The organism is Actinomyces sp. (assembly GCF_030530635.1).
GTDB lineage: Bacteria > Actinomycetota > Actinomycetes > Actinomycetales > Actinomycetaceae > Actinomyces.
The window spans coordinates 1-23601 of record NZ_JAUMUL010000044.1 but is presented as its reverse complement, the minus strand read 5'-3'; the positions used below and the strand labels follow the sequence as shown (position 1 = coordinate 23601).

Annotated in this window: 22 protein-coding genes; 11 read left to right on the top strand and 11 right to left on the bottom strand. The window is 69.6% G+C overall.

Annotated features, from left to right (window positions below):
* Positions 1-69: 69 nt before the first annotated feature.
* Positions 70-804, bottom strand: coding sequence for a CPBP family intramembrane glutamic endopeptidase (locus Q4A20_RS10355; protein ID WP_303122685.1), 735 nt, complete (start codon positions 802-804; stop codon positions 70-72).
* Between the two features lie 219 nt (positions 805-1023).
* Between Q4A20_RS10355 and Q4A20_RS10350 the strand changes: the two genes are divergently transcribed.
* Together Q4A20_RS10350 and Q4A20_RS10345 are read left to right on the top strand one after the other, a co-directional pair.
* Positions 1024-1608 (top strand): histidine kinase, encoded by a 585-nt coding sequence (locus tag Q4A20_RS10350; protein WP_303122683.1) that lies wholly within the window; start codon positions 1024-1026, stop codon positions 1606-1608.
* Positions 1605-2282 (top strand): response regulator transcription factor, encoded by a 678-nt coding sequence (locus Q4A20_RS10345; protein WP_303122681.1) that lies wholly within the window; start codon positions 1605-1607, stop codon positions 2280-2282. The genes Q4A20_RS10350 and Q4A20_RS10345 overlap by 4 nt, the downstream gene beginning before the upstream one ends.
* A 392-nt stretch (positions 2283-2674) precedes the next feature.
* Here Q4A20_RS10345 and Q4A20_RS10340 read toward each other — a convergent pair whose 3' ends face one another.
* The 4 genes from Q4A20_RS10340 to Q4A20_RS10325 form a co-directional block, all read right to left on the bottom strand.
* A complete protein-coding gene (locus Q4A20_RS10340; RefSeq protein WP_303122679.1) occupies positions 2675-3778 on the bottom strand; it encodes a glycosyltransferase in 1104 nt (367 codons plus the stop codon).
* A 1-nt stretch (position 3779) separates the two neighbouring features.
* A complete protein-coding gene (locus tag Q4A20_RS10335; protein WP_303122678.1) occupies positions 3780-4787 on the bottom strand; it encodes a phosphodiester glycosidase family protein in 1008 nt (335 codons plus the stop codon).
* 104 nt (positions 4788-4891) lie between these two features.
* Positions 4892-6172: an MFS transporter gene (locus Q4A20_RS10330; protein WP_303122677.1), complete on the bottom strand. Its 1281-nt coding sequence runs from the start codon at positions 6170-6172 to the stop codon at positions 4892-4894.
* Positions 6173-6257: 85 nt separating this feature from the next.
* Positions 6258-8528 (bottom strand): beta-glucosidase, encoded by a 2271-nt coding sequence (locus Q4A20_RS10325; protein WP_303122676.1) that lies wholly within the window; start codon positions 8526-8528, stop codon positions 6258-6260.
* A gap of 240 nt (positions 8529-8768) precedes the next feature.
* Between Q4A20_RS10325 and Q4A20_RS10320 the strand changes: the two genes are divergently transcribed.
* Together Q4A20_RS10320 and Q4A20_RS10315 are read left to right on the top strand one after the other, a co-directional pair.
* Positions 8769-9359, top strand: a complete 591-nt coding sequence (locus Q4A20_RS10320; RefSeq protein WP_303122674.1) for a TetR/AcrR family transcriptional regulator — start codon at positions 8769-8771, stop codon at positions 9357-9359.
* Between the two features lie 81 nt (positions 9360-9440).
* Positions 9441-10787 carry a Bcr/CflA family efflux MFS transporter gene (locus Q4A20_RS10315; RefSeq protein ID WP_303122671.1) on the top strand — a complete coding sequence of 449 codons (1347 nt, stop codon included), beginning with the start codon at positions 9441-9443 and terminating at the stop codon, positions 10785-10787.
* Positions 10788-10877: 90 nt separating this feature from the next.
* Here Q4A20_RS10315 and Q4A20_RS10310 read toward each other — a convergent pair whose 3' ends face one another.
* Positions 10878-11552 carry a response regulator transcription factor gene (locus Q4A20_RS10310; protein ID WP_303122670.1) on the bottom strand — a complete coding sequence of 225 codons (675 nt, stop codon included), beginning with the start codon at positions 11550-11552 and terminating at the stop codon, positions 10878-10880.
* 166 nt (positions 11553-11718) lie between these two features.
* On the opposite strand from Q4A20_RS10310, the gene Q4A20_RS10305 reads away from it, so the two are divergent.
* The 3 genes from Q4A20_RS10305 (at position 11719) to Q4A20_RS10295 (ending at position 14696) form a co-directional block, all read left to right on the top strand.
* On the top strand, positions 11719-12591 hold the full coding sequence (locus Q4A20_RS10305; protein WP_368502470.1) for a tellurium resistance protein TerC: 873 nt from the start codon (positions 11719-11721) through the stop codon (positions 12589-12591).
* Positions 12592-12666: 75 nt separating this feature from the next.
* Complete coding sequence (locus Q4A20_RS10300) at positions 12667-13461, top strand: FABP family protein (RefSeq protein WP_303122665.1); 795 nt, start codon at positions 12667-12669, stop codon at positions 13459-13461.
* Positions 13461-14696: a folate-binding protein YgfZ gene (locus Q4A20_RS10295; protein ID WP_303122663.1), complete on the top strand. Its 1236-nt coding sequence runs from the start codon at positions 13461-13463 to the stop codon at positions 14694-14696. The genes Q4A20_RS10300 and Q4A20_RS10295 overlap by 1 nt, the downstream gene beginning before the upstream one ends.
* A gap of 143 nt (positions 14697-14839) precedes the next feature.
* Here Q4A20_RS10295 and Q4A20_RS10290 read toward each other — a convergent pair whose 3' ends face one another.
* From Q4A20_RS10290 to Q4A20_RS10280, 3 genes are read right to left on the bottom strand one after another with little or no spacing between them, the layout of a single operon-like run.
* Positions 14840-15607 (bottom strand): ABC transporter, encoded by a 768-nt coding sequence (locus Q4A20_RS10290; protein ID WP_303122661.1) that lies wholly within the window; start codon positions 15605-15607, stop codon positions 14840-14842.
* Positions 15607-16365 (bottom strand): ABC transporter permease, encoded by a 759-nt coding sequence (locus Q4A20_RS10285; RefSeq protein ID WP_303122659.1) that lies wholly within the window; start codon positions 16363-16365, stop codon positions 15607-15609. The genes Q4A20_RS10290 and Q4A20_RS10285 overlap by 1 nt, the downstream gene beginning before the upstream one ends.
* Positions 16362-17366, bottom strand: coding sequence for an ABC transporter ATP-binding protein (locus tag Q4A20_RS10280; RefSeq protein WP_303122658.1), 1005 nt, complete (start codon positions 17364-17366; stop codon positions 16362-16364). Before Q4A20_RS10280 ends, Q4A20_RS10285 begins: the two co-directional genes overlap by 4 nt.
* A gap of 209 nt (positions 17367-17575) precedes the next feature.
* Between Q4A20_RS10280 and Q4A20_RS10275 the strand changes: the two genes are divergently transcribed.
* Positions 17576-17866 (top strand): putative quinol monooxygenase, encoded by a 291-nt coding sequence (locus tag Q4A20_RS10275; protein WP_303122657.1) that lies wholly within the window; start codon positions 17576-17578, stop codon positions 17864-17866.
* A gap of 11 nt (positions 17867-17877) precedes the next feature.
* Here the strand turns inward: Q4A20_RS10275 and Q4A20_RS10270 are convergent, their stop codons facing one another.
* Together Q4A20_RS10270 and fucP are read right to left on the bottom strand one after the other, a co-directional pair.
* Positions 17878-19170: an ABC transporter substrate-binding protein gene (locus Q4A20_RS10270; RefSeq protein WP_303122656.1), complete on the bottom strand. Its 1293-nt coding sequence runs from the start codon at positions 19168-19170 to the stop codon at positions 17878-17880.
* Positions 19167-20537, bottom strand: coding sequence for an L-fucose:H+ symporter permease (gene fucP, locus Q4A20_RS10265; RefSeq protein WP_303122655.1), 1371 nt, complete (start codon positions 20535-20537; stop codon positions 19167-19169). The genes Q4A20_RS10270 and fucP overlap by 4 nt, the downstream gene beginning before the upstream one ends.
* 242 nt (positions 20538-20779) lie before the next feature.
* On the opposite strand from fucP, the gene Q4A20_RS10260 reads away from it, so the two are divergent.
* Genes Q4A20_RS10260 through Q4A20_RS10250 form a run of 3 tightly spaced genes read left to right on the top strand, consistent with a single transcriptional unit; the run spans position 20780 to position 22358 of the window.
* Positions 20780-21178 (top strand): DUF2516 family protein, encoded by a 399-nt coding sequence (locus Q4A20_RS10260; RefSeq protein WP_303122654.1) that lies wholly within the window; start codon positions 20780-20782, stop codon positions 21176-21178.
* A complete protein-coding gene (dtd, locus tag Q4A20_RS10255) occupies positions 21178-21633 on the top strand; it encodes a D-aminoacyl-tRNA deacylase (protein ID WP_303122653.1) in 456 nt (151 codons plus the stop codon). The genes Q4A20_RS10260 and dtd overlap by 1 nt, the downstream gene beginning before the upstream one ends.
* Positions 21633-22358: a 4'-phosphopantetheinyl transferase gene (locus tag Q4A20_RS10250; RefSeq protein ID WP_303122652.1), complete on the top strand. Its 726-nt coding sequence runs from the start codon at positions 21633-21635 to the stop codon at positions 22356-22358. Before dtd ends, Q4A20_RS10250 begins: the two co-directional genes overlap by 1 nt.
* The last annotated feature ends 1243 nt before the right edge of the window (positions 22359-23601 follow it).

Sequence of the window (23601 nt, the reverse complement as noted above, 5' to 3'; positions counted from 1 at the left end):
CCGAGGTCGGTCGGCATGATGGCTGACAGTCGACTTGCTCTCGCGCGTGACCCTGGCCGGGCTGGTCGGTCACAGTGAGGGGACGATGCCGTTGAGGTTGTTGAGCACGTGCAGCGCCGCCGGAAACAATACGTTTCCACGTGTTCTCACGAACAGAATCCCGGCCGCGACGCCGAAGCAGGCGTGCGGAATGATGCCAACCCATCCGGACAGCGCCCAGGAGCGCATGTGCAGCATGCCGAACAGCACACCGGAGACCGCGACCCCCACCCACGCCCGGGTGCGGTCGGCAATGGCGGTCAACAGGAACTGGCGGAAGAACATCTCCTCCACTACCGGTCCCGCGAGCACCAGCACTCCCAGCACAGCCCAGGGCGGAAAGGCGGCTATTGCCCGACCAACATTGGCGTCATTGGCCAACTCGCCCCCCGCGCCGGGCAGGACGCCTGCGAGCCAGTCGGATGCCAGGGCCCCCACGCTCTCAAGCGCCACCGCCCCTATGACGCCGAGCGCCAGCCAGGCCACGGCCCGCAGCGGGCCGGCCGCCAGTAGGCGCCCCTGCTCGGCCAGCTCACCGCCCCAACCGCCGACCGCCAGCATGAGCAGCACCGCGTAGGCCCACATGGTGAAGGCGCCGCGTCCCTCCGCAGGCAGCCACGGCGGCGACAGGTGCAGCAGGAACACTGCGGTGTAGCTGACGATGAAAACCAGCCGGCACACCGCCGCGGTTTTGGAGGGCGGCCCCGCTTCGCGGCTTGGGTAGGCGGTGGTCTTCGGGCCGGCCCATGAACGGGAAGACATCATGAGTTTCTCCTCCAGTCGAGGTGATTCAGCGGTGTCGGCAGGTGAACTCGGCGGCGTCGAAAGGTGCCGGTGATGCCGTTTACCGATCGCCCCGAGTCTGGAGTCATGCCCACTGCCAGCGACTCGGCCGCGGGAGGGATCTCGCATCTTCTCCTCGGACCTGCGGATGTAGAACCCAGGTTCGATGCCCGGCACGAGTCGTCCCCCTAGACTGCAATGGTGCCGAAATCGCCAATTCACTCAGCTCGCGCTCCATGCCGACACTCCGCGGTTGGTCGCGCCGTCCTCGTCGGCGCGCTGCTGTTCCTGGTCGCCTCGTTGGCGGCCGCCGTCGACTCCGGCGCACCCGCTCCGGCAACACGTACGGTGGTGTGGGGCGTGCTGGTCTGCCTGACCGGAGCAGCTTGGTGGCTGCGGCGCCGCGACCGGGCAGCATTCGAGCGGGCGCTCGCTCGGGAGGCGGCGGCCCGAGCCGTCGCTGAGGACCGTCTGGAAATCGCTCTCGATTTGCACGACGCGGTCTCCGGGGCCCTGGGGGCGATCATGGTTCGGGCGGCGGTCGCCCAACGCCTAGAGCACGACTCGCAGGACCTGCGCGTAGCCCTGCAGGAGGTGCAAGAGGCCTCACATGAGGCGACTGCCGGGTTGCTGCGCATGCTGCGCGTGTTGCACGGCGAGGGTTCGCCGGGCTCCGCCGTCCCCGTCCCACCGCCCGCAGGCACAGACCGCGAGGGTGCGGAAGCCGGAGACTCGCCGTGTGGTACCGGCGAGCGCGCCACGGACACCGCCCGGAGACGGGCATGACCGGCGAGATCGGCGTGCTGGTGGCCGAGGATCAGCGCCTGTTACGTGCCTCTCTGATAGCGCTGTTTAACGCCGAGCCGGATATGACCGTACTGGGCGAGGCCGCCGATGGGGAACGCGCCGTCGCCGAGGCCTCACGGCTGCGGCCCGACGTGGTGCTCATGGACATCCGCATGCCCGTGCTCTCCGGCATCGAGGCCACGGCGCGCATCTGCGCCGACCCGCGGTTGGTGCGCACGCGCGTACTCGTACTGAGCATGTATGAGCTCGACGAGTACATTCTGGGTGCCCTGCGTGCCGGCGCCTCCGGCTTCCTCCTCAAGGACGCCGACCCGAGCATGCTACTCGACGCCGTGCGCACCGTGGACTCCGGGCAGTCGTTGCTCGCCCCAAGCCTGATGGCGCGCTTGCTCGATCACTGCGTGCCCGCTGCGACCTCCTCGACTGCTCGGTTGGAGACGCTGACCCCGCGGCAACGCGAAATTCTTACGCTGATCGCCCGCGGAATGTCTAACACCGAGATCGAGGAGGAGCTGAGGATCACCCGCGCAACCCGCCGCAGTCACATCAACGCCTTGCTGGCGCGACTAGGCGCTCGGGATCGAGCGCAGCTGGTGATCGCCGCCTACGAGGCCGGGTTGGTGAGGCCTGCACAGCAGGGGTCGTCGGAGTGAAGCTGTCATGGAATGCAGCACTTTCCAGTGCCGGCTGCTCACGGCAACGAGCTGAACCGCATGATGTCGCGGCGACTGCGCACGGGCGGCAACCGTTCCCTCCCAGCGCAGTTCCGACGCCGCGCCCACGGCTGCGAACACGGCTGCCTCCGCCACCTCACCCAGGACCGCCCCGCTTACCGTCTCCAGCCGGGGAGTGACGGCCTGGACCCTGACCGATGCCGGCCGGGAGGAGCTGGCCGACTGGTGGGAGAGCCCGGTTGCCCGCCGCGCCGCCCGGCGTGTTCCCGCGACGACTAGCCGTCACGTTCCACGACCTTGGGGTGCATTCCACGACCACCCCGGGGTCGTGGAACGTGCACGGGGGTCGTGGAATGTCATGGCCTCCGTCCTCAGCGCCGCTCCCGGAACACCGTCCGCCGCTGCGCCAGGTAACTGACGGCGTACAGCACGCCGTCGCCAATCGGCTTGGCCAGCCACAAGGCCACCCCGATACCCGTCAGCGCCCGCAACAGCACGTATCCGGCTGCCAACAGCACCAGCGCGAGCACCACGTACCGCACGGCCGTCCGGCAAACGGTTCCGGGCGCCGCCCGGAACACGTGCCGGTTCATGAAGAAGTTGGCCGTCCCGCTGATCAGACGCGCCCCCACCACGCTGGCCAGCAGGTTGCCGGTCAGTAGGTGCAGCGCCACCACCCCGACCCAGTCGATGCCGAAGCTCGCCAGGCTCGCCCCGACGAATCCCAGCAGCGGCGCGTAGATGCGCGCAGAGTCCCGCAGCGGCCGGAAGTGGCTGGAGGCATTGCCCGGCTCGTACACCGTGGCGATCTCCACCTCCTCCACCTCAAGGCCGAGTTTGTGAGCGCGCAGCAGGGCGCTGAGCTCCCACTCGTAGCGGTCCCCGGGCACCTCTGCCAGCCAGGCGGTCTGCTCGGCCGGGTAACCGCGCAGGCCCGTCTGGGTGTCGCCCAGACGCCAGCCGGTGGCCAGCCGGAAGGCCAGCGCGGTTATGGCATTTCCGATCCGGCTGCGCAGCGGCACCGGCCCGGTCAGGCGCCGCACCCCCAGTGTCATGTGGCCGGTTGCGTGTACACGGCGCGCCACGGCCGCGATGTCGGCGGGCCGGTGCTGCCCATCGGCGTCCGCGCACACCACGTCCGCCTGCGGCCACAGCTCGGCCGCCTGCGCCAGTCCGGTGCGCAGCGCCACCCCCTTGCCGCGGTTGGACTTGTGGCCGACCACTTCCGCCCCGTGCGCGCTCGCCTCCCGGAACACCTGCGCGTACTGCGGGCCGGACCCGTCGTCGACGACGAGCACCCGGCACCCGGGCAGTTCCCGCACCAGGTCGCCGACCAGGCCCGGTAGCCGTCCATCGGGCTGGTAGGCCGGAATCAGCACCACCAGCCCTACTGCTGTGGGCCGACGGCGCAGCGGCGCAGGTCGTAGCCGACGTTGCGGGAAGGAGCCGGTGGCGGGGCGGGTCGGCGTACTCATTTCAGGCGCCCTTGGCGATGTAGAGGATGTCGGAGGTCTCCCGTTCGCCGCCGTTGGAGGGGCGGTTGACCACCTCGCCGTTGAACCAGAGCGTCGAGGAGCCGCCGCCGTCCAGGTTGTAGGCGCAATCGCAGCCCAGGTCGGCCATGATCTGGGCGAGTTCGGTCATGGTCGCCCCGCGTGAGTAGCCCTTGTTGCGCCCGTCGACGACGACTAACGCGTAGTGCCCGTCCGTGATGGCGCCCAGCGCCGTGCGCGGCTGGGTGCCTTGGATGGAGTGGTTGCCGACGTTGGTGTCCACCTCCACCGCGTCGATACCGGCCAGCACCGAGCCGCCGCGCACCAGCGCCGGCCCGAAGGACAGGGTGTTCCACACGCCGGCGTCCAGCAGGGTCTGGGCGTCGGTGCCGGTCTCGTCGTAGACCTCGACGCGCCCGTCGGCGTAGAAGGCGATGCCGTCGCGCACGCCGTCGTCCCGGTAGATGACGCCGTTGCGGATGAGGATGCCGTCGGAGCGGAAGCCGTAGTAGTCGCCGTTGACGGCGAGGATCGCGTCGTGCTCGGTGGCCATGGCGCTGGGCAGGGCGGTGATGTTGGTGCCGTAGGCGTTGTTGGCGAAGGCGCTGCGCACGGCGGTGGCGTCGCCGGCCTGGATGTCGGCGACGTAGTAGGTGACCGTGTCGTCCCCGGAGCCGGTGGATACCTGCTCAATGCTGACGGAGGTCAGCGAGGAGGTGTAGGAGTCGGCGGTGACGGTGATGTCGGTGGCCGTGGCGGTGGCGGAAGGCGTTGCGGAGACGGAGGAGTGGGCGGCCTCGTAGGCGGCCACGTCGGCGACCTCCACATGGTCTATGACGAACCGGTTCAGCGCCCAGCCCGCCGCGCCCACCAGGCCGGCACCCAGCATGGTGGTGCCGCCCAGGAGGACGCGTCGGCGGGAGGCGCGGCGGGGCGCCGTCCGGGTTTCACCGCGGGCGCCTTCGGATTCAGGGGTCGAAGCTTTGGACATGGCCTAGACCCTTGTCGGCGTGCGTATGAGCGAACCGGGATCGAAGTAAGGGGCTCCTGTGAATCCGGCGGCCACACCTGTGCGGTGTGGGCACGCGTCCGGTATCAGCGGATCGAACGGATCAGCGCGAACAGCAGGCAGGCGATCAGTGCGGCGGCCGCGGCCACGACGAACAGCATGTGGTAGCCGAAGGCGCTGATGGCGGCGGCTGCCACCAGCGGACCGGCGATCTGCCCGCCGGTGTTGGCCAGGTTGAGTATCCCCAGGTCCTTCGCCGCCGTGTCCGGATCGGGTAGAACGGCAATATTGAGGGCCTGGTCGACGGCGTTGAACATGCCCAGTCCGGTTCCCGCGATGACGGCGTACAGCACCATCATCACCGGCGTGGCGTAGAAGAACGGTACCAGCACGCCCACGGCGATCAGCAGGGAGGAGACGATGACCGGCAGCTTGATCAGCTTGAGCCGATCGGCGATCGGCCCGGCCACGAAGGCCATCACAATGCCGGTCACCATGATGATCAGGGAGACGATGGAGATGTAGCGGGAGGAGTCGTCCTCGCCGAGCAGCATGTAATCGGTGAGGATGTACAGGACATACCCCTGGATGGCGAATTTGGCGAGGATGACGAAGAACTTGCCCAGCAGCGCCAGGTAGTAGTCGCGGGCGTTGTGACGCGCGAACATGAAGTGGTCCAGCACCATGTCCCTGGTGAACGGCCGCTTGGGCATGTCCAGTGAGGAGGTCTCGCGGAACAACAGCGAGGTGGCCGGGGCGACCAGCACGGTGAGAACTCCCAGGACGAGCAGGCCCGTGGCGGTGTTGCCCAGGAACTGGGCGCCGATCACTTGGCCCAGGCCGGTGCCCAGCCCGTTGCCGAGTGCGTAGCCGGAGGCGGCGGTGCCGCGGAACTGCGGGGAGATCCGGTCGGAGAGCGTGCCCAGCAGCGGGGCGATGATCGAGTTGAGGAAGATCTGGTACACGGCCCAGGTAGTCACCAGGGCCGGCACGCTTTGGACGTGCCCGAGCACCGTCAACGACGCCAGCGAGCCGATCGCCCCCAACCAGATCCAGGGGGTGCGGCGGCCCAGGCGCGACCGGGTCAGATCCGAGCCGGCGCCGATGAGAATATTCGCGATGGCCGCCACGATCATTGAGACGGTCGAGTTGAGTGCCACCACCGCCGCCTTGTCAGCCGGGGCGATCTCGGCGATGCGTGCCGGCAGGAGGACGCCGACGGCGCCCAGGTAGGCGACGATCCAGCAGAAGGCGCCGATCGCCAGTCCGATCACCAGGCGTATCGGCAACTTGGGCTGCTGCTCGTCGGTGGTGGTGCCGGACCACTCCTGTGCGGAGGGGGCGGAGGTTGTTTCCTTGTTGGCCATGATTGCTCCATTGCTTGTGTTTGGCCGGTTGTGGTGGGTTCGGGACTACTCAGAGCAAGACGGTGGGGTCGGAACCCGAGAGGGCTCAGATGGCGACGGCGGCCGAGACCGCGTCCGGGTCGCCCCAGAACTGGCCTGCCTCAAAGCGAACCCGGCCCGCGGGGAGGATGAACTTGCGCCCGTCCCGGTCCCAGCGGGACAGCGGCCGCAGCAAGGCGTCGACGACGGCGGTGGCGCTCCGGCCGGGGTCCAGGCCGACCCGGGTGAAACCGAGCAGTTCCCGCTGGCCGACGCGATCGCCGTCCAGCCGGGTGGCGTAGAGCTGAATGGTTGCGATCCCGTCCCGGGTGCCGGTGTTGCGCACGGTGGTGCGGGCCCGCACCCGGCCGTCTGCGGCGTTGACGTCCAGATCGAGTCCCATCAGTGTGAAGGTCGTGTAGCTCAGGCCCCGGCCCAGGGGGATGAGCGCCTCGGCGCCCCTGCGTGCGAGCAGGCGCTGCCCGTACCAGCGGTCGTAGCCGACCTTGGCGGCGTCTGCCCTGAATTCGGGCAGGTCCTCCGCGCGGCGCGGTATCGCGTAGGGCATGCGGCCGCTGAAGTTCTCCGCCCCCAGCAGCAGGTCGGCCAGGGCGTGCCCGCCCTCCATGCCGGAGTACCAGCCCATGACGACGGCGGGCACGGACTCGAACCACTCCTCCATGAGCACCGCCCCTGCCGCCACAATGACGACGGCCGTGCGCGGCTGCGCGGCGGACACCGCGCGGATCAGGGCGACGTCCTCCGGCGGCAGGTGCAGGTTGGCGCGGTCGCCGCCGATCTCCGCCTTGCCGGCCGCTGCTCGAAGGCGGTCCATCATTTCGCCCAGTACCGCTTGATCCTCTGCGGTATGCGGCTCGGGGTAGAGCCGCATGAGGTCGTCGCGGGCGTAGATGCGTCCGTTGACCCATTCGCCCTCCTCGGCGGCCGTGTAGCCGACGACGACCACGGCGGCATCGGATTCGGCGGCCAGGGCGGCGGCCCGGTCCGGGTCGGCGCCGTCGTCATGGGTGACCCGTGCTCCGGGCAGGGCCGTGCACAGGCCGGCCAGGGGCGTCACCTGGTGCGCATGCACATTCGAGGAGCCTCGGTCGCCGAGGTTCTGGACGTCGGCGAGGCGCCCGACGACGGCGAGCGACCGCAGCGATACCGGATCCAGGGGCAGGGCGGGGGCGTCGGCCACGGCCTCGTTGCGCAGCAGCACCATGGAGCGGGCGGCCGCCTCGCGGGCCAGCGCGCGGTGTTCGTCGCTCGCGATGACGGCCGCGGGTGGGCGTTCGTCGCAGCGGCGGGCGTAGTGGTCCAGCAGGGTGCGCAATAGTCGCCGACCGGAGGTGCGTACCGTGTCTCTGCTCGCCTCGCCGGTGGCGAGAGCATCGGGCAGGTGTTCGGCGCGCAGCTGGGCGAACGGCGTCTCCACATCGAGCCCCGCCTCCAGCGAGGCCCCGGCGTCGCGGATGGCCCAGATGAAGTCGGAGATGGTGAAGCCGGTGAAGCCCCACTTCTCCCGCAGTACCTCCGTCAGCAGCTCCTGGGAGGCGCTGGCCCACTGGCCGTTGACCCGGTTGTAGGCACACATGAGTGAGCCGGCTCCGGCGCGCACGCAGTCGTGGAAATGTGGCAGGAAGTCCTCGTGCAGTGTTTCGGGATCGCAGTGGACGTCGACGTCGAAGCGCGCATTCTCCATGGAGTTCAGGGCGAAGTGCTTGACGCAGGCGATGGCGTGCACACTCACGCCGCGGGTTAGGGCCGCCCCCATGGCGCCGAGCAGCACGCTTTGATCCGAGTAGGTCTCCTGCACGCGTCCCCAGGCGGGGTGGCGGGGCAGGTTGATGCATACGCCGCCGAAGAAGTTGCCGCCCGAGGCCCGCACCTCCTGACCGATCGCCCGGCCGATCCGCTCCTCCAGGTCGGGGTCCCAGGTGGCGCCGCGGGCCATGGACACGGGGAAGGCGGTGGCGGAGCCGACGACGACGCCGCGCGGGCCGTCGATGAAATGGATGCCGGGGACACCCAGTCGCGCGTTGGCGCCGGCCGGATAGGGGAAGTGGTTGTAGCCGTCGTGCATGATGCTGCGGCGCCCCCGCCAGAAGGGAACGTTGCCGTGTAGGAGCGCCAACTGCTCGGAGGCGGTCATGAGGCTCAGGAGCGAGTCGGCCTCGGCGTCGGGATCGCCGCCGTCGCGCACGCGGTCGACGGCCTGGGCGAAGGGCGTGCCGGGAACGAGTTCCGGACCGGGGGTGGGCTGCGGGCGCCCCGACTCCGGGGCGGACCGGGGACCGGGTGTGGGTGCTGTGGAGGCGGATGGGTCTGCGGACATCTTGAGTCTCCTCGACGTTGAGGAACTGAGTGCTTGGTGGGTACCAAGTTAATCTTGACTGTACCCTGTTGCGGCGCGCTTTGCCAGCCTCGAGGCGTAATGACTCGATGAGAGCGATCGTCGTAGTCGTGCCCCGGCCTCGTGAATCAGGTGCTGGGTGACTGGCCTGCGAGTGGGACGGGCGGCGTCGCGATAGCCTGAGTCGCCGGGCAGTCATTCGGTCGGGGGAGGGGAGCGCGCATGAGTATCGCGAGGGGACAACGACTCAAAGGGCCAGAGCGCAAGGCGCAGATCATCGATGTCGCCACCGATCTCATCGGCGAGCGCGGCTACTGGGGCGTGTCCATCCAGGACATCGCCACCCGGTGCGCCATCACCGATACCGCGGTGCTGCATCACTTCGGTTCCAAGGAGTCCCTGCTACTGGCGGTCCTGGAAAGCCGCGACGAGCGCGACCGGAGGGCGCTCGCGGATCTACTCGGTCTGGCCCGCAGCGAACTGTACGATCGTCTCCCGCAGGTCACCCTGGTCGACTTCTGTGACGCACTCGTGCAACGCAACGCCTCCCAGCCGGCGATCGTCGCTCTGTACGCCGTCCTCGACGCCGAGGCCCTCAACCCCGACCATCCTGCGCATCGGTACTTCCAGGAGCGCGAGCGGCTTGTAATCAAGAGCTTCGCGCGCACCGCCTCGGAACTGCCCCTGGAACCACGGGAGCGCGGCCGACTCGTCCTGTCCTTAATGGACGGGCTGCAACTGCGGTGGCTGCGGGACCGAAGTATCGACCTGCTGACCCAGTGGCGCCTGATATCCGACCGGCTGCTGTGCTGATCGGGAGGCGGCGCGCGGGTGCAAGATCTCACGTGTCTGGCATGCATGACTTCACGTCGGCCGGTTTCATAATCTCATTCCATGACCACCTCCCCTTCGACCGGACTCGCCTCTGCCTTGCAGGGGAAGGGGGTCACTCCAACCGACGCCGGCCTGCGCACCTCCTTCACCCCCACCCTGCTGGTGGCGTTGGCGGCGCTCGCGGCGATCGCCCCGCTGGCGATGGACGCCTACCTGCCGGCCTTCAACCAGATGGCCGCCGACCTGGGTGTCTCCGCCTCCACCACCCAGTTGACGTTGACCACCTTCCTGGTTGGTGTGGCGCTGGGCCAGCTGAGCATCGGCGTGCTGTCCGACCGCTTCGGCCGCCGCCCCCTGCTGCTGTGGGGCAGCGTACTGGCCTTCGCGGCCGGTGTCGGCACCGCGCTGGCCCCGAGCGCCGCGCTGCTGCTGGTAGCCCGCTTCCTTCAGGGACTCGGCGGCGCCGCCGGCATGGTGCTGGGCCGTGCCGTCATCTCCGACCGCTCCCGCGGCATCACCGCCGCCCAGGCCCTGTCCCTGGTGATGGCGATCCAGGGCATCGCGCCCGTGGTGGCACCGATCCTGGGCGGGGCGCTGGTCGGCCCGGTCGGTTGGCGCGGCATCCTCGGCGTAGTCGCCGCCTTCCAGGGCGTGCTCGTGGTGCTGGTGGCCGCCTGGGTGCCTGAGACCCTGCCCGCCGAGCAACGCCACGACGGCGGCCTCGGCATCCTGGTCGACGGCACGCGGGCACTGGCGAAGGACCATGTGTTCATCCGACTGATCGTCATCAATGCGCTCGTCTACGCGCTGCTGACCTCCTACCTGTCCGCCGCGCCGTTCATGCTGCAGGGCGTGCTCGGCATGGGCACGGCCGCCTACACCGCCGTCTTCGCCGTCTGTGGGCTCGTGGTCACGCTGACGGTGGCGGCCTGCGGGTCGCTGGCCAAGCGGATCTCGCCGGAGCGGCAGATCCGCATGGGGCTGATCGCCATCCTCACGGTCGACATCGTCTTCGCGGCCGTCTGCCTGACGCGCCTGTCCGGTCCGGTGTCTTCGATGGCGCTCACGGTTATCACCGTCGCCCTGTTCATCGTGCACGTCATGACCCTGGGCACCTGCATGGGTAACCTGCCGGCCGTGGCCCTGGGCCGGACGGGCCGCTGGGCGGGGACCGGCTCGGCGCTGCTGGGCTTCATCCAGTTCGTCTTCGGCGGTATCGCCAGCCCGATGGTGGGGCTGAGCGGCGACGCCTCCGGCGTCGCCTTCGGGGCGACGATCGTGGTGCTGGCGGCCGTGGCGAATGTGCTCGCCCTGTTCGGGGTGCGCGACCGCGGCGATAAGGAGCAGCAGCGCGCCGCGGCCGCGGCCAAGCGGGCCGCCCGTCTCGGCCGCGACCAGCTCCAGTAGGGCTCGGCGGAGGCCGGGCGCCGACGCGGGGCGGACCGCCGCAGACCTAGCCGTCGGGCCGGCCGGCCCCGGCAGGCCCCGATGAAGGCCCTATTCCTCCTCTTCAGAGGCTTCCAGACGGTAGCCGACGTTGCGGACCGTGCCGATCAGGTGGTCGTACTCGGTGCCGAGCTTGGCGCGCAGGCGGCGCACGTGGACGTCCACCGTGCGCGAGCCACCGATGTAGTCCTCGCCCCACACCTCGTCCAGCAGCGCCTGGCGGGTGAGCACCCGCCCCTGGTTGAGGGCGAGCACCTTGAGCAGCTCGAACTCCTTGAAGGTCAGGTCCAGCAGGGTGCCGCGGATGCGGGCCGTGTAGGCGGTGGTGTCGATGACCAGGTCGCCCGCCTCGATGCGGTCCTCGGCAACCGACTCCGCTTCGGGGGCGCGTACGCGCACCAGCCGCAGCCGCGCACCCAATTCGGCCGGTGTGGCACCGGACATGATGAAGTCCGCGGCGCCCCAATCCGGCTGTACGGCGGCGGCGCCGCCCTCCTGAAGTACCAGGATGATCGGCCCACAGTCCATCGGCCCGGACAACAACTGGCACAGGGCGCGGGCCCGCACCAGGTCGGCGCGCGCATCCACCATGACCACGTCCGCCTCGCCGACCGCGGCGTACGAGGCGGGTACGGGCTCCAGGCACTCGACCTCGGAGTCGAGGAATGACACCGCGGGGACGACGGCGGCGGCGTCGTCCTCACGGGTGAGCATGATGACGCGCACGGCTGCCGCCTCCTTCCGGTCTCGGCAGAGGTCCGTGCCTCAGTGAACCACATTTGCATTCGCGAGCGGATTACAACAGCGGCAACGGAGGCGGATCACCGCCATGGTTCGTGGCGGAGTTCACGCCGACTACATGCCAGGTCGCCAGGTGTGGGACGATGCGACCGTGAACACCCAGGATGTGTCCGGTATGGCGGACCCCGGCAGTTTCGGGACGCGGCGCGGCGGCAACCTCCCCATTGAGGTGGGGCTGGTGGACCCGGCCTGGACCAGGCTGGCGGTGGCGGGCGTCGTTCCCGTGCTCCTGGCGGTCTCCGCGGCCCTGCCGCCGTGGATGCGGTTGATCGTCGTCGTCCTGCTGGTGCCCCTGACCGCGCAGGGATGGCCGGCGCTGGTGCGCACCGAGCACGACCAGGGGGCCACCGCGGTGCTCGCGCTGACCGGGTTGATGGCGGCGGTGCTGGTGGCGATCACCAATGACTTCGGCATGGCCGGGGTGGTGATGGCCTTCAGCGTGCCGGCGGCCTTCATCGCCCAGATGGCCCGGCGCGGCGGACGCAGGAACCTGGTGGAGGATCTGTCCTCCACCGTAACCGGCAATCTGGTGATGATTTCCGGCGCCGGCTGGTGTGCCCTACGCAGCGGGATCGCCGATCCCGCCATCATCGTGCCCTGCACCCTGGCCCTGTTCACCGGCGCACTGCTGACCACCCTGAATGTGCGCGCCACCGTACTCGAGGTGCTAACCGCCACTGTCCCGGCCCTGGTGGCGGGCGCCGTGGGCGGCGTGCTGGCGGCGGTCGGCTTCTTCGGCATCGGCCATGTGGGGATGGAGGCGGCGCTGCAGTCGGCCGCCGCCTGTCTGGTGGTCGGCTTCGTGGCGGGAGTGCTCATGGCGGTGGCCAACCGGGTACTGTGGACCCACCGCTGGGTGCCCGGCGGGCGGGCAGCAGTGGCCAGCGCGATCGTGCCGATCCTGTCCCTGGGCGCCCCCGTCTACGCCATTGCCCGTCTCATGGGTGGTTTCATCGCGGGCTGACGTCACCTAGGGGCGTTCATCTCAGGCTGACACCCGTGCATGGCGTCTGCCGCGCCCCGGCCGTACCCTGCACTCATGGCGTTCACGATTCCCGACGATCTCGCCCCCGAGCTGTACCCCCTGGCCTGGCTGGTGGGTACTTGGCGCGGCTACGGCATCCTCACCTACGGGGAGACGGTCCCCGAGCAGGCCGTCTACCAGGAGATCACTTTCGACCACGACGGCGGCCCCTACCTGCGCCAGACCACCACGATCTGGACCGTGGACGCCACCCGCAGCCAGGACCTCGATTTCGAGATGCCCGGGCTGGAGGGCGCCTCCCGCCTGACCCCAGCGCAGATCTGGTCCACGGAGACCACCTTTTGGCGGCCCGTCGGCCAGGAGACGCCCGCTGCCGATGATGCTGGAGACGACGGCGCTGCGGGCACTGCCTCCGGACCGGCCTCGAAGACTCCGATCACCTCGCTTGAGTTGGTCTCCGCTGACCCCGCCGGCCACGTAGGCGTGTGGGAGGGGTGGATTCAGGGGCCGCGCGCCCAGGTCGGCACCCAGGCGGTGGGACGCACCCGCACCGCCGCCATGCTCACCCAGATGAGCCGTATCTTTGGGCTGGTGGGCGGGGAGCTCATGTGGACCCAGGACATGGCCGCCTTCGGTGAGGAGGAGCTGAAGTCCTACGCCTCCGGCCGCCTGGGCCGTGTGGAGGCCGAGGACGACGCCGACCCCGGCGCCGCCCTGCGCGAGGCCATTGCCGCCGACGAGGCTACGCGCGCCGCAGCCGAGGATGCGGCAGCCGGGGAGGCCCACACGGCGCAGGATGCACCGTCGCTGACCGACGCTCAGTCGCCGACCACGGGGGCCCGCGTCTGATGCGCCGCAGTCCGCTTTTGTCCCGGCCCGACGCCGTCGCCAATCCGGCCGGCGACCTGGATGCCGCAGTCCCCGCCCGCTACGAGGACCCACTGCGCGAGCAGAACGCGCTGGCCGCCGGACTGGCCGCCACCGCCCTGGCCCGCGACGTCGTCGCCGTGACCGGCCCCGACCGGCTCAGCTGGCTCAACACGCTGTCCAGCCAGGAGTTGACTCGCCTAACGTCCGGCGACGGCGGCGCCGAGGCGCTGCTGCTGGACGCCCAGGGGCACATCACCCATGCCCTGGCCTGCGTGGACGACGGCGACACTCTGCTGCTGGTTACGGAGGCGGGCCGTGGGTCGGAGCTGGCCGAGTTCCTTCAGTCCATGCGCTTCATGCTGCGTGTCGAGGTGAGCGTGCGTGAAGACGTGGCCGTGCTGGCTGCGCTCGGCGAGGGCGGCGGCGCCCTGGAGGAGGCCGCCCGGGCCGCGGGCGCCCACCTGGCCACCTGGCACGACCCCTGGCCGGGCGTGGTCGAGGGCGGCACCAGCTACGACGTCGGCATGGAGCGGACCCACCCCGGCGCAGGCTACCGGGCCACCTGGGTGCTGGTGGACTCCGAGGCCGTCGGGCAGGTTGCCGATGCGTTCTTGGCTGCCGACCCCGGGCGGAGCCTGGCGGGAACGCTCGCCTGGGAGGCGCTGCGCGTGGAGGCCGGGCGGCCGCGGTGGGGACGCGAGGCGGACGCGCGCACGATCCCGCACGAGCTGGATTGGCTGCGCACTGCCGTGCACCTCAACAAGGGCTGCTACCCGGGGCAGGAGACGGTGGCCCGCACCCTCAACCTGGGGCGCCCGCCGCGCCGGTTGACCGTGTTGCAGCTGGATGGTTTCACCGGTCGGATGCCGGCTCCGGGGGCGGTCGTGCGCCTGGGGGAGCGGGCTGTTGGGGCGGTCACCTCGGTGGTCCGGCACGTCGACTATGGGCCCATGGCGCTGGCACTGCTGCGCCGGGGCGTGCCCGCGGATGCGCCGCTGACCGTGGACGTCGCCGAGGCGGAAGGCGACGAGGTGGCCGGTGCGGCTGCGACGGGCGCGGAGGCTGAAGCGGTCGCGCGGGTCGACGCCGTCCAGGAGCCCCTGGTGTCTCCCGAGGGCCGGGCGCAGGCCAGCCCCGCCGAGCGCCCCGGTGCCGGCTTGCGCCGTGTCCCCCTCCGTCGAGATCGGTGGAAGTTACGTGCTGAGTTCGGTTGATATGGCGGTGTCCGGTCGGCAGGCCCGTGATTGCTACACGGACGCCGCCTGCTGCCTCACCTACTGCGAGCCTTTGTACCCTGGTGTGCGGCAAATTGGTGCACACCAGGGTATAAGGGGTTGTAGTAGAGGCCGGGAATGGTTCAGATGACATCCCGGCGCACTCCGGCGCGCAGTCGGTGGACGGCGTGCCGGGTGGCCGCCAGGCCCGCGCCCGCCCAGGCGAGCGCGACCAGCAGGTCGCGGGCCAGGAGCGCACCGACGTCGGCCCCCGCATCGAGGGCGCTCACCGTCCCGCTCATGGGAGCGAGGGCGCCGAGCCCGCGCAGCCACGCCGGGCACGCCGACAGCGGCACGATCACGCCGGCCAGCAGCGGCAGGAACGTGCCGACGACGGTCGCGCCCAGGTAGGGGTCGGGCAGGTCGACGCCGATACCCGCCGCACCCACCCCCAGAAGCAGCCCGCAAACGACGGCGATTGGCGCCAGGGCCACGACCCGCCCCAGCATGGCTGCGTCATGGGCGGGGGAGAGGACGAACACCGCGCCGATGGCGGCCGCACCGGTGAGCAGGGCCAACAGCGCGGGCACGGCCGCGACCGCCAACCAGTACGCCAGGTCCAGACGACGACGCGTGTGCACCTCCTGGAAGATGCCCAGGTTGCGGTCGGCGGCGACGGTGCCCACGACCCCGGCGCATACGGAACTCGCCAGGGCCACCAGCGCGGCGGCGTAGCCGGTGCGCACCAGGTCGGGTGCGGACAGGTCCGCGCCCAGCAGCACGTCGTAGGCGATGCTCAGCAGCGGCAGCACCAGCAGCGTCACGGTGGCGGTGCCCAGGGTGGCGAAGGCGGTCGACGACGCCCACGTCACGCGCACGCCCGAGGCCAGTCGGCGCAGAAAGGCGCTCATCAGATCACCTCCAGGGTGCCGGCACGGGTGGCCAGTCGCAGCGCCCGCCGCCCGAGCAGTGCGGCCAGCCCCAGCCAGGCGGCCACACACATCAGCCAACCCAGCGCGTCGACGACGCCCAGCGGCCGCCCCAGCAGCAGGTCGAAGGGCACCGACAGGGGCAGAAAACGGCTGACGGCGGCCAGCCAGGCGGGTGGCGAGGTGGACGTGAACAGGATGCCCGAGGCGATGAACACCGGCACCAGCAGCAGCTCCTCGTAGGCGATCGCATTGGGCGTGAGCACGAACAGTGCCGCGATCACGAGGCTCAGCGCCAGGCAGCCCGCCAGCAGCAGGAGTGCGGCCGCCGCCATACGCACCGCCCCCGCCCACCCGGGGACGGTGAAGTACACCGACCCGGAGGCTACCGCCCACGTGCACCAGGCCACCGGCAGCGCCGCCAGCCCGAATGACGTGGCGGCGGAGACGACGGCCGCCAGCGAGCGCAGGGCGCCGACCGGCGCCATCACCAGGTGCGCGAGAGTCCCCTTGTACCGCTCGAAGCCGATAATCCCGGCAGCGCAGGTGGCCGTGGTCCACATGCCGATCACACCGCCACGCACCCACCCCTGGGTGGGTGTGATCCCGCCCCAGGCGCGGGCGGCGAGGAACTGCACCAGCGTGGTGACGATGGTGGTGAAGACCATGAGCTGGATGAAGTAGGGGACGGAGACGAACTGGCGGACGTGGAAGGCCGTCATGCGCAGCTGCCGGATCATCGCGCGAGCCTGTCCGCCAGGGCCAGATAGGCCTCCTCCAGCGACGCCGGCCGAGTCAACAGATCCGCGGGCGCCTCCACCCCGATCTCGGTGAGAGCAGTTGCCAGGGCGGCGTCGCGAGCTTCCCGGTCTGCGCCCGAGTCGCCCGCGGCCCAGTAGACGGTCACCGCCCACCGGCTCGAGGCGGGGCGCTGCACGACGACGGCGCCGGCCCCCAAGCGCTCCTGCAGCCGGGCGGCGCCGTCGGCCAGGTGGGCAGGCAGGGTGAAGCCGCTGGTCATGCCGATACCGGCGTGGGCGGCGACGTCGCGGACCGTCCCGCGGGTGACGATCCGGCCGGCCCCGATCACGCTGATCGTGCCGGCTAGCTCCTCCACCTCCGGCATGGAGTGGGAGGTCAACAGCACCCCCGTGCCGTCTGCGGCCAGGTCCCGGATCAGGTCGCGCACATGCAGGGCGACGTCCGGGTCCAATCCTGTGGTCGGCTCATCCAGCAGGAGCAGCGGGGGAGAACCGAGCAGGGCGCGCGCCAGATGCAGGCGCTGCAGCATGCCGCGGGAGAAGGCACCGGTCTTACGAGTGGCCACGTCGGCCAGGCCCATGCGCTCCAGTGCGCTATCTACGGCTTGCCTGCGCCGGTGCCGGTCCAGCCCCTGCAGGTCGGCGAAGAACAACAGGTTGTCACGGGCGGATGCGCGCGGGTAGAAGCCCAGTTCCCCGCCGAGCACCAGTCCCAGGCGGGCACGCGCCGCCTCGGGGTGGCGGACGGCGTCGACGCCGTCGACTCGGATCTCGCCGGCGGTCGGAGTCAACAGGGTGGCGCACATGCGCACGGTGGTGGTCTTGCCCGCCCCGTTGGGACCGAGCAGCGCATGCACCTGACCGGGTGCGACACTCAGGGAGAGGTCGTCGACGGCGACGAAGCCGTCCTTGCCGAAAGTGCGCCGCAGCCCAGAGGCCGCCAGAACAGGGGCGTTACCGGCAGTTCGCGTTGGTGGCACGCGGCAACTATGGCATGAGTCGAGCCTTCGTTGAGCCAGGAGTCCACGGTGCCGGTGGCCCTAGTCCGCCCGGTAGAGATTCCGATGCGCTACGGCCTCGGGGTGCGGGCGGCGCGGGTGATGAGTTCCGGACCCTACCGTTGGCGTGATGTGCGTCATAGAATCGTTGTTGTATTGGCCGTGTTTTCCGTATGCCCTGAGGAGGAGCCGTGAGGATTCTGCACTCGCAGTTCACCGCCAAGCCCGGATTCGAGGATGAGGTTGCCCAGATGATCTGTGACTTCGGTGAGAAGGTCCGCAGCGAGCCCGGTAACCGCGTCTTCGATGTCTATCGTCACAGTGATGACCCGGCGAAGTTCTTCGTCATGGAGGCCTACGTGGACGAGGACGCCTTCCAGACCCATCTGGGCATGCCCTATGGCGGCCCGTTCAACGCGCGCCTGGAGGAGCGCATTGAGGAGCCGCACTCGGTGCTGACCTTCCTGGACCAGATCGGCTGAGGCCGCTCCGCTCAGACGTTGGGCCCGGCCGCGCCCTCATTCACACGCTCGGTGAGGATGCGGGCGAAGGCCGCGGCGGAGGCGTCCCGTGTGGACAGGTAGTTCTTCACGGCTTTGAAGAAGCCGTCCTGCATCGCCGGGGAGATCACCTCGCCGTAGGAGATCGCATTGAGCACCGTCTGGTTGCGCAGATCCTCGGCCGCCTGCTGCTGGTAGGGGGTGAGCGTGGTGACGTCGGCGTCGTTGCGCACCGGCACGCAGCCCTTTACTTCGCATACGGCGGTCTGGACCTGCGGGTCGAGCACGGTGTTCAGGAAGGCATCGGCGTCCTCGGCGTCAGCCGACGTCGAGGAGCGGACGAAGGCGTCCACCACGATCAGGAAGGTCCCCTCGGTTCCCGGGAAGACCACCGAGGCGACGGGCGAGTCCCCGCTGGTGGACCCGGCCAGTGCCTCGGACTCGGTCAGGGCGCCGTCGTTCATCTGGTAGAAGCCGCACTGGCCGTCCGCCAGCCGCCCGGCCGCCTCATCCCAGGTGCGGTCGGCGTCGCCGGGATCGGTGTGGTCCATGAGCCTTCCGAAGGTCTCCAGGGCGTCGCTCACCTGCTGACCGGACCAGTCGAAGCGGTCGGCCTCTATCTGGGCCCAGCCCTCCTTGCCTACGGTGGCCAGCAGCACGGACTCGAACAGTCCCGCCGTGGTGATGGAGTCGGCGCCGCCGATACACAGCGGCGTGGTCCCCTGTTCTTGCAGTGCATCCAGGTCGGCGAGCAGGTCCTCCAGGGAGTAACCCGTGCCCGGCTCATCAATGCCGGCATCCCGCAGCACGTCACGGTTGAACATGAGGATATTGGCCCGGTGCACGGACAGCGGGGCCGCGTACTGGCTGTTGCCGACCGTGACGGAGGCCAGTACTTCTTCGGGGAGCTGGGCGGTGACTTCCTCGGTGAACAGGGAGGACACGTCACTGACGGCCCCGGCGTCCCGCCACGCCGTGACATTCCCGGCGGTCAGTGACTGCCATACGTCGGGGGCGTCGCCGCGGGCGAGGCGCTGGGCCAGGGTAACGTGGGCCTGGGAGCCGGCGCCGCCGACGACGGCCAACTGGTCCACGGAGGCTTCGGGATTGCGTTCCTGATGGGCGTCGACGAGCGTGTCCAGGGCGACGTACTCCGAGGCGGAGGTCCACCAGGACAACACCTCAATGGAGCCGGATGAGGCGGGCGTTCCCCCGCAAGCGGTCAGGGCGAGGGTGGTGGCGGCCGCCGCGAGCAGGGCGGCGACACCTCTTCTCAGGGAAGTCATGACTGGTCCTTCCTCTTAGAGACTGTATTGGCTGGGGCCGTGTCGGAGGCTGTTTCCGATGCCGTGGCAGCCGTGACTGTTTGGGCGGGTGCGCGCAGGTCGTAGATCGCGTATGCGGTCACGATGACGAAGCATGCCGCCGGAACGATGAATGAGGTGGCCGCACTGGTGGCGTCCATCACCCGACCCTGCACCATCGGCATGATGGCCCCGCCGACAATCGCCATGACCAGGCCGGCCGCCCCGAACTTGGTGGCTTCCCCGAGTCCGGACAGGGCCACCCCGTAGATCGTGGGGAACATCAGCGACAGGCAGAAGGAGACGGCGATGACGGCCACCACCCCCGTGATGCCCGGGCGCAGCGAGGCGTAGATGCACAGGCCCACGGCCACCGCGCCCAGGACCCCCATGACCTTGGTGGCGCGGATGCGGGCGATGACGGCGGTCATCAGGAAACGAGCGATCAGGAAGACGATGAGGCTGATCTGCAGCATCTGCGAGCCCAACTGCAGGGAGCCGTTGAGCGCCTGCTGCGTGTACTGGATGATGTAGGTCCAGCAGCACACCTGGGCGGCCACGTTGAAGAACTGGGCGATCACCCCGTAGCGGTACCGCCGGGAGCGCCACAGGGTGGCCAGCGGACTGGCCGGACGGCCGGCGTCGTCGTCCGCCGGGGCGATGGGCGGTGCCTTCTGAATGAAGATGATGACGAGGATTACGGCCAGCAGCACGCCGAGCCCGATGTAGGGGCCCGTGACGGCGCGCAGCTGCTCGGCGCGGATCGCCCGCTCGGTCTCCGGGCTGACGTCGGCCAGGTTCACCGGGGTGTCGAGCCTGGGGAGGATGAGCGTGGAGGCGATCAGCACGCCGATGTTGGTGCCCAGCGGGTTGAAGGCCTGGGCGAGGTTGAGCCGCCGGGTGGAGGTCTCCTCCGGTCCCAGGGAGATGACGTAGGGGCTGGCGGAGGTCTCCAGCAGTGAACAGCCGGCGGCGATGGCGAACAGGGCGGCCAGGAAGGCGCCGTAGGTCATCACCTGGGACGCGGGCCAGAAGCCGAAGGCGCCCACGGAGGCCAGGGCCAGGCCGGAAACCATGCCCGCCTTGTAGCCCCACCGGGAGTTGATAAGGGCAGCGGGGATGGCCAGTAGGAAGTAGGCGCCGTAGTAGGCCATCTGCACCAGGGAGGCCTGGAAGGAGGACATGTCGAAGATGCGCTTGAAGCCGGAGACCATGGGGGTGGTCAGGTCCGCGGCGATGCCCCAGGCTGTGAAGCAGCCGATGACCGCTACGAGCAGCATGGTGGCGCCTGGATACAGGATTCTCGGGGCACTGGAATCGGGTTGGCGGGGATTGATTCGGGCCGTCATGGGGCCTCCCGGATCGGCGGTGATGCGGTGTGTTGAGGGTGAAGTGACGAGGGTGGATGTCTGAGCGGGATGAGCAGGGTCGAGACCACTCCGACTATGTGAGTTGAACCATATCACGTCTGCGTGGTGAGGGCACGTGCTGCCCGGGCGGATCGTCACCGGGGCGTATTCCCGCCTAGGTGCGCTTTCACCCCCGGACGACGCCGCTCGCGGCGTTGCGGGGCGGAGGCTACAGTTGAGGGGTGGAGATTCTGGGACTCGTCGCCAAATACCTTGTGCTCGCCGTCGGCGGGATCTGGCAGTTCGCCCGGATTGCGGCGGTGCTGTTGGGGGCGTGGGCGCTGATCGACGCCCTGACCCGCGACTCCTCTCATTTCATTGCCGCCGGCAAGCGCACCAAGGGCTTCTGGCTCGGTGTCAATGCTGTGAGCATCGCCGTGCTTGTGTTGATGGGGACGAGTTCCATGCTGGGGCTGCTGGGTGTGGTTGCCAGTGCCGTCTATCTGGCCGACGTCCGCCCGGCCCTGCAGTACTACGCGCCTGTGCGGGTGCGTTCCTCCATCCGTTTCCCCGGAAGCGGCAACGGCCGCGGTGACTTCGGGGGCGGTCGGGGCCCGCGCGACTGGACGCCCGGCCGCTGATGCGCGCCGTTCTTCAGCGCGTGCGCCGGGCGGCCGTGCGGGTCGACGGCGAGGTGGTCGGTTCGATAGACCGGCCCGGGTTGCTCGCCCTGGTGGGGGTCACTCACGACGACGGTCCCGCGCAGGTGGCCACGGTGGCCCGCAAGATCGCCGAGCTGCGGCTCTTCGAAGGTCCCGGGGACGACGGCGGGGCCGCGGGACGGGAGGTGTCGGTGGCCGACCTGGGGGCGCCGGTGCTGGTGGTCTCCCAGTTCACCCTGTACGCCGACGTACGCAAGGGGCGACGTCCCTCCTGGAACGGTGCGGCCCCGGGGGCGGTGGCGGAGCCGCTGGTGCAGGCGGTGGTTGCCGAGCTGCGCGGCCGCGGCCTGGAGGTGGCCACAGGCAGCTTCGGCGCTCATATGGATATCGACGCCGAGTTGGATGGCCCGGTCACTATCCTCCTGGAGGCCTGATGTCGGCGTCGGCGTCCGCCCCGATGCCGCAGCCGCATGCCGCCGCCAAGACTGCCCTGTTGGCGGCGATCGTCCCGGCGCCGGTGATCCTCTGCGAGACGTACCACGACGTCGACGCGCCACTGGCGCCGCCGGAGGCCGCCCATATCGCGGGGGTTTCGGCGCGGCGCCGCGCCGAGTTCGCCACGGTGCGCCACCTGGCCGGGCGGGCGCTGGGCGAGTTGGGGCTGGAGCGGCCGCCCATGGTGCCGGGGCCGATGGGGGAGCCCACCTGGCCCGACGGTGTGGTCGGCTCCCTGAGTCATTGCCTGGGCTACCGGGCAGCGGCGGTGGCCCGCGCGGAGGAGGTGGCCGCGCTCGGCATTGACGCTGAGCCAAACCGGCCGCTGGCGCGCGGCGTGCTGGTGCGGATCGCCTCTCCGGCGGAGCGGGAGAACGTCGATGAGCTGGCCGCGGCGCTGCCGGACGTGGCCGGGGACCGGCTGCTGTTCAGCATTAAGGAGGCGGTTTACAAGGCGTGGTTCCCTCGCGCCCGCAAGCCGCTGCGCTTCGCGGATGCCGCGGTTGATATCCGGCCCGACGGCGCCTTCATGGCGGGGCTGGCCACGGGCACCGATGGCTGCACCGAACTAACCGGTCGCTGGGCTGCGGGCGGCGACCTCCTGGTGAGCGCCGTCATCGTGCTCGCGGGCATTGATGGCTGTCGCAGCCTCAGCCGGCTCTAGAATCGCGAGGATTAACCGGGGCGCAGAAAACCGGGAGAAGAAGCTATCCGAGTCCGGTGCACGCAGGGAGACTGTTAGAACGAAGCCAACATCCTTTTGCGGCGTTTCGCGTTTGAGGGTGTGGGTGGAGCCGGGAGTCGGTTCGCCCGCGTGCTCAGCGGTGACGTCGTTTACTACGCCGGTTTGGGGTTTACTACGCCGGTTAGGTGTTTGTTGAAGGGTTCTGGGCCCTTCAGCGGAGGTCTAACTGGCGTAGTAGAGGCTGAAGGGGCGTACCCAATGATCGGGCTCTGGCCTTGATCCCACTGGCTCTACGCCCGCGACGCCGCCCCACCTCGGATGCTCGCACCGCCGGCCTCCATACCCCCTGCGAAGAAGCGGTTCGCCGTCGGGCATACAGGCTCCTCATGCTCGGGGACGTGGTGGGCCGGTGGTAGTTGGCCGGGTGGTGGTGGGCGCGTGTGCTCCGGCGGCGCAGTACGCGGCGCGACGGACGGGAGCTGGGGCGTGCGCACTGAACCACGACGGGCCAGGCACGACGGCCCCTGCGTTCAGGTCAACGTCCGCCCGTCCAGCCCGACGGTTCGTGCGCCGCGGTCGACGGTTCGCCACCTCTCGCAACGGTTCGCGGGGCAGACGCACGCAGCCGGAAGTGGCGAGTCATTGGAGCTACCCGACGAACCGCCACCCAAACACACGAACCACCCACCCCGACACCGCCCCAAGGGCATCCCCGCCAGCCAGACAACGTCCTCTGACCAGCCAAAACGTCCTCGCCAGCCCGAAAACGACCCCACACCCGAACACGACCACCCACATCACAGCCCCAACCCGAACCACCCACACCCCCAAACACGAAGAACCTCTTTTGCCTGATGGCACAACGGTGCGATGGGTGTGTGGATAATCGGCTCGAACCTGAACTGATCAACTCGGCTACCATCAAGAACCGGGAGTCGGGCTAGGACCTGCGTGACTGTTTACTGCTGGTAGCCGCCAGCCCTTCCGGGAATCAGATTAGAGCCGTCTTGGAACGACACTCCCTAACGGGGGCGGCTTCCGCACGGACGCCTGGGACGGGAGTTCAGCTTCCTATGGCTGTAAGGAATTAGGATGACAACCATGAGCAAGAATACGATGATCCATACGGCGTTGAGTCCAATGCCGAGTAGGTAAGGGCCTGTGGGGCTAAGGGTGTTATTCATGGGGGTGTGGGGCGGGTGAGGGTCGTGTCGTTGCTGGG